Origin of the sequence: Selenomonas sp. F0473 (genome assembly GCF_000315545.1) — a bacterium.
Classification (GTDB): Bacteria; Bacillota; Negativicutes; order Selenomonadales; family Selenomonadaceae; genus Centipeda.
In genome coordinates this window covers 1,129,802-1,136,049 of the sequence record NZ_JH992902.1, presented here as the reverse complement: position 1 = coordinate 1,136,049, position 6,248 = coordinate 1,129,802, and the positions used below count along the sequence as shown (strand labels likewise).

Annotated in this window: 7 protein-coding genes; 5 read left to right on the top strand and 2 right to left on the bottom strand. The window is 59.9% G+C overall.

Annotation, left to right across the window (positions count from 1 at the left end):
• Positions 1-108 (bottom strand): transposase (locus tag HMPREF9161_RS09725; RefSeq protein ID WP_009728648.1); only part of this gene is annotated, 108 nt, incomplete at its 3' end.
• 193 nt (positions 109-301) lie between these two features.
• On the bottom strand, positions 302-1,996 hold the full coding sequence (locus HMPREF9161_RS05240) for a methyl-accepting chemotaxis protein (RefSeq protein WP_009728647.1): 1,695 nt from the start codon (positions 1,994-1,996) through the stop codon (positions 302-304).
• A gap of 539 nt (positions 1,997-2,535) precedes the next feature.
• Here HMPREF9161_RS05240 and HMPREF9161_RS05235 point away from each other — a divergent pair.
• From HMPREF9161_RS05235 to HMPREF9161_RS05215, 5 genes are all read left to right on the top strand, one after another.
• Positions 2,536-3,561: a hypothetical protein gene (locus tag HMPREF9161_RS05235; protein ID WP_009728646.1), complete on the top strand. Its 1,026-nt coding sequence runs from the start codon at positions 2,536-2,538 to the stop codon at positions 3,559-3,561.
• 32 nt (positions 3,562-3,593) lie between these two features.
• Positions 3,594-4,163, top strand: a complete 570-nt coding sequence (locus HMPREF9161_RS05230; protein ID WP_009728645.1) for a gamma carbonic anhydrase family protein — start codon at positions 3,594-3,596, stop codon at positions 4,161-4,163.
• A complete protein-coding gene (locus HMPREF9161_RS05225) occupies positions 4,163-4,585 on the top strand; it encodes a hypothetical protein (RefSeq protein WP_009728644.1) in 423 nt (140 codons plus the stop codon). The genes HMPREF9161_RS05230 and HMPREF9161_RS05225 overlap by 1 nt, the downstream gene beginning before the upstream one ends.
• Before the next feature lie 146 nt (positions 4,586-4,731).
• Positions 4,732-5,703, top strand: a complete 972-nt coding sequence (locus HMPREF9161_RS05220) for a TAXI family TRAP transporter solute-binding subunit (protein ID WP_009728643.1) — start codon at positions 4,732-4,734, stop codon at positions 5,701-5,703.
• Entirely contained in the window at positions 5,704-6,171 is a 468-nt protein-coding gene (locus HMPREF9161_RS05215; protein ID WP_009728642.1) for a DUF1850 domain-containing protein, read from the top strand.
• Positions 6,172-6,248 lie beyond the last annotated feature (77 nt).

Genomic DNA, 6,248 nt, shown 5'->3' with positions numbered 1-6,248 from the left:
TGCATAAAACACTTTCCTCCGATATTTCGGGGCAAATACTATGTGGTACTTACAATTCCACCTCGTATGTGCTAAACTATGTCTGTCTGCATTTTGTTGTTTTGACATTATGTGACCTCCCTAGTACGGTTGCTCTTGCTAAGCTGGCAGGCTCGGCTCTAGCTTACCATACTAGGGGCTATTTTTTCACCGCTTAAGCTCTTTGGAACCACGCGACTATCGCGTGGTTTTCTTTATACAAAAAAAGATCCCCACGGCAGCCGTGCTGCGGGGATCTTTCTATCGGCCGGTTTTCAAGGACTTACAGCCGGAACTTCGACGTGATGTCGTTGAGTTTGGAAGCGGTCTCGGCGAGTGCCTCGGCGCTGTCGCTGACGTCGTGCAGGCTTGCGCTCTGTTCCTCGGAGGCGGCGGCGACGCTCTCGGCGTTCGCACCCGTCTTCTCTGCGACGGCCCCGATGCTCTGGACGTTGCCGACGACAGCCTGCATATCGCTCGCGGTTTCGTCGACTGCCTTGCTGATCTGCGCGATGTTTGCGCGCACGTCGTCGAGGCGTTTCTGAATGGAGTTGAAACTCTTCTCCGTTTCGACGGTAACCTCTTTGCTCGCATCCACTTTTTCTTCCGCGTTGGCGATGGCGCCTGCGGCGACTTGGATACTCTCGATCATGCGGCCGATGGTTTGCTCGATTTCGTTGGTTGCGGAGGAGCTCTCCTCGGCGAGCTTGCGGACTTCCTCGGCAACGACGGCAAAGCCGCGGCCCGCTTCTCCGGCACGCGCCGCTTCGATCGCGGCGTTCAGTGCGAGGAGGTTGGTCTGCCCCGCGATCTCGCGGATGGTCGTAACGACGTTCTTGATCGCGTCGGAACCCGTCACGAGCTGTTCGGAGACACGGGAGATCTCGGTCATAGACACGCCGACCGTTTCGTTCTGCTGGACGAGCTCCCGGATATATTTCATGCCGCCCTTGGCATCGGCGACGGCATCGTCCGCCGTCTGCGTGACGTAGGTGCCGCTCGCACTCATCTCCTGCGTGCGCGCGCTGACTTGCTCGATGGCGGTCGAGATCTCGCCGATGCTGTCGTTGTTGCGCGTCGCGTCCGCCGCGACGTCCGTGATCGTATGCGCGATGCTCTCGGAGACCTGCATCTGCGACTGGACGGAGTTCGAGAGTGCATCGCTCGCGCGCGAGAGCCCGTCCGCCTCGCTCTGGATGGAGCGGACAATCTCGTGGAGGGCATCCTTCATTTCAATGAGTTCGTTTGCCATATCGCCGATCTCGTCGTTCCATGTGGCTCGTGCCGCCGCAAAGGAGAGATCAAGTTTGCCGAGCTTGCCGACCTCGCCGCGTAGTTTGATCAGACGGCTCGCGAGACGGCGCGCATACCAGGTGGCGCATGCGATGATGGCGGCGATGCCGACGAGGCTTGCGACGAGCGCGATGATAAAGATATGGTGCGCGTTATCGTTCAGATCCTCCATCTGGCTCGTGCGCACTTGCTTTTGGACGTCGGCAGCCTTTTCGAAGAGGTTGTTGACGTCCTCCGTCCGCTTATAGAGTTCGCTTCGCGCCGCTTCGTAGGCGTTGCTGTCGCCGCTTTGATGCGCCGCGATGACGCGTTTGCTGTGTTCGTTGTATTCGTGGATGCCTGTGCGCAGCTGCTGTCCGAGCTGCTTGCTGTCGGGATTGACGGCGTTCTCCGAGAAGCGGGTAATCTGTTCTTCCGCCTTCTTGAGCGCTTCCTCCGTGCGGGAAGCAGCGGCGCTGTCCCTCGTCACCACATAAGAGCGGAGCTCGCTGAGTCCCTGATGGAAGTCGTCCTCCGCGCGCAGCAGGGTGATGGAGTTGTCTACCGTCACGGAGAGCAGGTGCTGATACGCCCCGCTCGTCGTGTCAAACTCGTACAGCACTATGCCGAGCAGTAAGACCATAAGCGCGATGACGCTGCCCAAAAGGCCGCCGAGCTGTACGCCGATCGGCGTGCGTTTTCCCATAAAAAAATCCCCTTTCATCTTTCGTCCCTTTACCGTACAAGTCTGTTCCCGTGTCGACTTGAAGCACAATCCAAACCTGTGCGAGGTTATTTTGTCCTTTTTGAGAGAATTTGTCAACCTGTTTTTTCACAAATCCTATTTTTTTACGATTAGGACAGAAAAAATTTCAATCATATGCGTATTAGGTATTGCGCTCGGACGTTAAATGTGGTACATTAACACTCGTGAATTTCCTGTCGGTCATATGCGTCCGAGGACGGACCATATGCCTTTGGAACGATTCATCCGTCTTGGTGAATGGCAGCATTCGGGACTTGACGGAGGGATTAGTGTCTGCATGAAGGAATCGTTAATACAGATATTGTGCATAGACGACCAAAGTAAATACGCGGGAAATACAAGAGCCGGGCGACCGGCTTTTCTTTTTGCCTAAAATGGAGTAAAATACGGTATGCGGCGCTGAGAGACTTTATCTGCGGGGCGTTTGCGCCGATAACATAATAAGGAACGTTGTATTTGCATTACATGGAGGTAGGCATATGCATATATTTGAAACGATCGGACGGATCGGCGACTATGCGCAGATGAAGAACCTGCAGCGAGATATGAGGCACCGCCTCCGGACGGGACAGAGTCTCGCGCAGGCGCTCGGGGCCCCGCAGGATCCGCGGAAAACTATGTCGCGTGCGCTCCTCCCGCCGACGGGCGAAAGCGATGGACTGCGTACGATGCGCATCCGGCAGAAGCTCCGCCAAGGGCAGAAACTGTCCGGCGCCGATATGCAGTATCTCAAGGAGAACGACCCCGATCTCTACGAAAAGGTATCGCGTATTGAGGAGCGCCGCGAGGAGCTGGCGCGGGCGCTGAAGCGCGCGAAGACGAAGGACGAGGCGATCCGTGCCGTCACGCTGGCGAACATCGCCGTCCTCTCGGAGATGCGCGCGACGGGAGGCGCCGAGGCGCCGAGTCTCCGAGGCGCGATGCAGGGGTCGGTCGTCGGCGCCGCTGCCGGCGTATCCTCTGCGGGAGAGGCCGCCGCAGCCCCGGGTGACGGCGCAGATATGCCTTCGGCCGATATGCCGGCAGAGCCGAGCGCTGCCGAGATGAACGCCGCGATCGCGGGCGAGGCGCTGGCCGAGGGCGGCGGCACGGATGCCGCCGCGCCGGATGCGAATGCGTCCGTGCAGGAACCTTTGCCGGAGGGAACGTCGGCGGATGAGGCGCCTCGGACACCCGGCGGGCGCCGCATACTCTCGTCGGAGGAGAAAGTCGAACTGCGCCGTTTCGCCGTTGAGGGATCGAAACGCACGCCGCTCGACAACGAGCACGTCTATCTTCTGCGCGCCTATCAGCGCGAGTGGATGCAGTATGCGAACTCCGACGCGTACAAAGAACTGCCGGATACGCCGCTCGATGCGGCAAAGGCGGACCGCCGCGCAGGGAAGAGACGCCGCACGGCGGCCGGCGTATCCGCGCCGGCGCCGAGCGCCGCCGAGATTCTGGCGGCGGCACAGCGTTATTATCATACCGCGCAGGCGAAGGATATCTTCGTTGCGCGCGGATAAGTTTCCCATATATATTTTAGAAAGGATCCTTTATGTTTACGTTCAAAGGAGAAGGGTTCCCGAGTTTTCACGGCATCACGCCGCAGATCGACGAGGAGGCCTTCGTCGCGCCGCAGGTCTTCCTCTCGGGGGACGTGCGGCTGGCTAAATACGCGAGCCTCTGGCCGGGCGTCGTGGCGCGCGGCGATGTGGACTACATTTCGGTCGGAGAGTGCTCCAATATCCAGGACCTCACCTGTCTGCACGTGGCGGATAACAAGCCCTGCATCATCGGCGACCATGTGACAGTCGGGCACTGCGCCTGCATCCACGGCTGCGTGATCGAGGACCACGTCCTCATCGGCATGGGGGCAACCGTCCTCACGGGGGCAAGGGTCGGCCGCGGTTCGATCATCGCGGCGGGCGCCGTTGTGAAAGAAAATGCGGTCATTCCGCCGAACTGCCTCGTGGCAGGCGTTCCGGGCAAGATTGTGCGCGAGAACATGGACCGCATCGCGACGATCCACGCGCAGGCGCTCAAGTATAAATGCGAGTGGGCGGTCGAATACGGCGTCTACCCCGAGATCGGCGGAGAGCGCTACCACGGAGAGAAGATCATCTGATGGCCGAGACGTCTGCGGGGGATTCGCGCCCGCTGCCGCACGGCGGCGAGCAGCAGGTGAAGATGGAGATCGCGGGGATGATCCACGGCGGCGAGTCGCCGTACGACATCATCTACCACGTTGCGCAGTGGCTCGAACGCACATCCGGCGAGCCGGGCTACGCCTCGTATATCGAGGAGCAGATGCGCGCGGTCTACGGACTCGCGCTCATGCATGTGCGCCCGATGGAGGACGAGCTGCGCGATGTGCAGGAGCGCCTCGGGCGCATCCGGGAAGCATACGCGCGGCCCGAGTTCACAGAGGAGGAGAAGAAGCGCATCCGCTTTGCGATCGATCTCCACGAGAAGAACATCGAGCGGCTCAAAGAACTCATCATGCGCGCGAAGGCGAACGGAACGTCTGCGGACTTTGTGAAAAATTAAACATAATTCATGTATCATTGTATCTTTGTATACCGAGCGCCTCACGCCTTGCGGGCATGGGGCGCTTTGTGATAAAATATGTGCATTCCGTGTGTGCCGCGGGCGGTTCGTGAAGTTGTCGGATATAATTTTGTAGGAGGAAAATCATGAATATTTCTACCGTAAAGAAAATATTTGCGGCAGGCGCAGTCTTCGCACTCTCTGCTGCGCTCCTCGTCGGCTGCGGCGGCGGGGATTCTGCCGGCGCGGACAAGAAGTTCCTCAACATCGGCACGGGCGGCACGGCGGGGACTTACTACCCGATCGGCGGAGCGATCGCGGAGATCCTCAACAAGGAGATCCCCGGCATGAACGCGAGCGCGCAGAGTACGGGCGCGTCGGTCGCCAACATCAACATGCTGCGCGATAAATCCATCGATCTCGCGACGGTGCAGAACGATATTACCTTCTATGCGGTGAACGGAACGGAGATGTTCGAAGGAAAGAAGGTCGAGGGGCTCCAAGGGATTGCCTCTCTTTATCCCGAGACCTGCCAGTTCGTGACGCTCCGGTCGTCCGGCATCACGAGCCTTGCGCAGCTGAAAGGCAAGCGCGTCGCGGTCGGGGCGGCGGGCTCGGGGGTTGAGGCGAACGCACGCCAGATCCTCGCGGCATACGGCATCACGTATGCCGACATCGACGAGCAGTTCCTCTCGTTCGCGGAGGGCGCGAGCGCGCTGAAGGACGGCAATGTGGACGTTGCGATCCTGACGGCCGGCTACCCGACGGCGTCGGTGCAGGATATCGCATCGCAGAATCCCGTGCGGCTTCTCCCCGTGGATGAGGCGGTTGCGGATGAGTTGATTGCGAAGTACCCGTTCTACACCAAGACCGTTATTCCCGCGGGAACTTATGCGGGCTTTGACGAGGCGGTGCCGGGCGTGTCGGTCATGGCGATGCTGGTTGCGGGACCCTCGGTGGACGCCGCGATGGGCTACGATATCACGAAGGCGATCTTCACGCATCTCGACCGCTTGCAGGGCGCGCATGCCGTCGGCAAGCAGATCACGAAGGATACGGCGAAGGCAGGCATGTCCCTGCCGATGAATGCGGGCGCGGAGAAATATTTCGGCGAGTAAATGAGAGCCTATCTGATCGCGCTCCTTTGCGCGGCCGTACTCGTCGCGTTCGATATCCTCAGCGCGCCCGCGCTCATCATGGAGGCGGACGGGCGCCGGGAGGTGCTCGCGGCGCAGATCCGGGACGAGGTGCCGCTCACGGTCCGCTTCATCCACTCGGTGCAGAAGACGCCGGTGGAGGAGTTCCTTACGGTGCGTGCAGACGGGCATTTTCACCTCGCGGGGACGCGGTACCAATCGCACGGCGTGGGGCTGCCGTTCCTCGCGGAGGAGGGGGCGTTTCGCCGAGAGGGCGATTATTTTATCCTCGATATGGAGCGTGACTATCCCGCGCTGAGTCTCAGGACGGGAGCGGGGACGGATCTGCGCATCGAAGCGGCGGGGCGCGAGATTCCGCTCTATGAGAGGTATCCCGCGGGCACACGCATCGATCTGCGCGTCGCGCCGCTGTACCGCGCATTTTTTTGAAAGACCGTTGACATTTGGATGAGGCTGCCGGTCGGGCGGCCTCACTTACTTTATATGAACGAAGGAAGTGAATGATG

What these genes read in the sequence shown, in the direction of transcription:
- HMPREF9161_RS05215 (WP_009728642.1), top strand. Translation starts at nt 5,704, where the DNA reads ATGAGAGCCTATCTGATCGCGCTCCTTTGCGCGGCCGTACTCGTCGCG.
- HMPREF9161_RS05220 (WP_009728643.1), top strand. Translation starts at nt 4,732, where the DNA reads ATGAATATTTCTACCGTAAAGAAAATATTTGCGGCAGGCGCAGTCTTC.
- HMPREF9161_RS05235 (WP_009728646.1), top strand. Translation starts at nt 2,536, where the DNA reads ATGCATATATTTGAAACGATCGGACGGATCGGCGACTATGCGCAGATG.
- HMPREF9161_RS05225 (WP_009728644.1), top strand. Translation starts at nt 4,163, where the DNA reads ATGGCCGAGACGTCTGCGGGGGATTCGCGCCCGCTGCCGCACGGCGGC.
- HMPREF9161_RS05240 (WP_009728647.1), bottom strand. Translation starts at nt 1,996, where the DNA reads ATGGGAAAACGCACGCCGATCGGCGTACAGCTCGGCGGCCTTTTGGGC.
- HMPREF9161_RS05230 (WP_009728645.1), top strand. Translation starts at nt 3,594, where the DNA reads ATGTTTACGTTCAAAGGAGAAGGGTTCCCGAGTTTTCACGGCATCACG.